3 protein-coding genes and 1 pseudogene are annotated in these 1,970 nt (G+C 58.0%); all 4 read left to right on the top strand.

The genetic code is table 11. The features are described from left to right. On the top strand, positions 1-705 hold a 705-nt coding region (locus tag VBE63_RS28265; RefSeq protein WP_323686312.1), incomplete at its 5' end, for a DUF4351 domain-containing protein. Then, positions 706-852, top strand: a pseudogene (locus tag VBE63_RS28260) (N-acetyltransferase); the annotation flags it as partial. 217 nt (positions 853-1,069) lie between these two features. After that, complete coding sequence (locus VBE63_RS28255) at positions 1,070-1,489, top strand: hypothetical protein (protein WP_323686311.1); 420 nt, start codon at positions 1,070-1,072, stop codon at positions 1,487-1,489. Between the two features lie 278 nt (positions 1,490-1,767). Then, positions 1,768-1,890 carry a hypothetical protein gene (locus tag VBE63_RS28250; protein WP_323686310.1) on the top strand — a complete coding sequence of 41 codons (123 nt, stop codon included), beginning with the start codon at positions 1,768-1,770 and terminating at the stop codon, positions 1,888-1,890. Positions 1,891-1,970 lie beyond the last annotated feature (80 nt).

Here is a 1,970-nt window from a genome sequence, read left to right as displayed (position 1 = left end):
CTGCTTGAATGGCCCGATGGCCGCCGCCAGGCGCTGCTGTTTGTCTTCGAGGAAGAAACCGAGCCCAAGCGCTTCTCGATCCACCGCCTGGCGCACTACTGCTTGGATCTGGCCGAGCTGTACCACACCGAGCGCGTGGTGCCGGTGGTGATCTTCCTGCACCCTGGAGCGTACCGCGACACGCTCAGTCTGGGCAGCGACACGCGCGTCTATCTGCAGTTCAGCTATCTGGCCTGGCCATTGTTTGGGCTGCGGGCACGGGATTATTTCGACAGCCCCAACCTGGTCGCGCGGCTGAACCTACCCAACATGCAGTATGCGCCCGAGGAGAAGGTCGACGTCTACGCCCAAGCCGTACGCGGTCTGCGCACGCTGGAACCGGACCCCGAGCGGCAGATCAAATACCTGGACTTTGTCGACATCTATGCCAACCTTGATGAGAATGAACGCCAACGCTATCAGCAACAGTATGCCGAGGAGATCGAGACCATGAGCGCGTTTGCCGATCGGTTTATTGACCAGGGCGTGCAGCAGGGCGTGCAGCAGGGCGAGGCCACGATCTTGATGCGCCTACTCGCGCGAAAATTCGGCACTGATTCGGCCGAGACCTACCGCCCGCGCATTGAATCCGCCGAGCCGGAGCAGCTTGAGGCATGGTCCGAGCGCATCCTCACCGCCGAGACGCCCGAGACCATCTTTCACTGAGGCGCCCGCATCGGCGGCGCCTGCTCCTTCGGGCAGACTGTCTATGTCGGCAATGACGTGCGCATCGGCGATCACTGCAAGGTGCAAAACAACGTCAGCATCTACGACGCCGTGACCCTGGAATGTGACGTTTTCTGCGGCCCAAGCGCCGGATGTTCACCTACAACTATAAAATCCGCGATGTCTACCAGGTGCCCGTAGCCAGCTTCCACTGATGTCGGTGCGGGCGATGCCGCCACCAGCGGCCGAGTTCTTTCGTCAAACCTCTCTACCAAGTCGCACCGGAACTTTATTTAGTGGCATAGGGCTACCTTTAATGAGAATGCCATCCGTCCAGGTTGATCTTGACTGCTTGCATCGATACTTGACCGCCGTCCGGGAAAAACAGCCATTGAAGGTGGATCGAGCGGAAAATGACCAGGAATTAGATGTCATCAAGCGGGATCTGACGCATGTCGTTCGTCTTTCCTGGCGGATCGGCATCACGGTTGCCGCCTCGCGGGTTGGGTCGTTAATGGCCAATTCTCAGGATTGTTTCACGATCTTGGAGGATGAATGTGTCATCACGAAGGACCTTGCCGATGGGCTCCGCACGGCGGTCGGATCGTGGAAACTGTTTGCGACGGATCTTGAAGAAATTAACGCAACCGTTACATCGCATTTTTGCAGGTGTTTTTTGGATGACTTCGACGCCTATTTGCAAGCGATGCGGCAGTACCAGTCGGGCGATTGCAGTACAAACGCAAACGGGGACAGTGCGGCCTGGCAAGGCCGCGTGTTCTAGCGGGTGGAAGTCCCGCCTGGGTAATCGCTAGCCACGAGCCCAGTATCGAGCCTTGTTATGTCAAGTTAAATCCAGATCCTTGGAATTGGAAGGGAAACCGTGAAATTGGATATTGTTACCCAGTGGGTGAGGAGCGACCCAATTCCCACGAGAGGCGGCTAACCACCGCGCTCTGTAGCGAACCTGCGTGCATATTTCCGCAAGGGTATGTATGAAGCCAGGTGTAGCGAGTGTGCAGGCCGTGTGACTGAGCCCCGAAAAGAGAGTTGTTGTGGTCCATGAGGATAACCGCGCGCAAGCACGGGAAAGCCGACGGTTTCAAGGCACCGGAAGGCTGTGGTCTTTGGCGCGTTAAGGTGAGCGGCGAAGGCACCACCGGGATCGCCGAGCGGGGCATGTAGACACAAGGGTAGCCTGGGAACTTGAGAGGACCGTCATCTCCTTGTGGAGGACACCGGTGAGGCACGCCGGAGAAGAACAG

The sequence above is a fragment of the Lamprobacter sp. genome (assembly GCF_034860625.1).
In the GTDB taxonomy this organism is placed as follows: Bacteria; Pseudomonadota; Gammaproteobacteria; order Chromatiales; family Chromatiaceae; genus Lamprobacter.
This window is presented reverse-complemented; position numbering and strand designations above follow the sequence as displayed.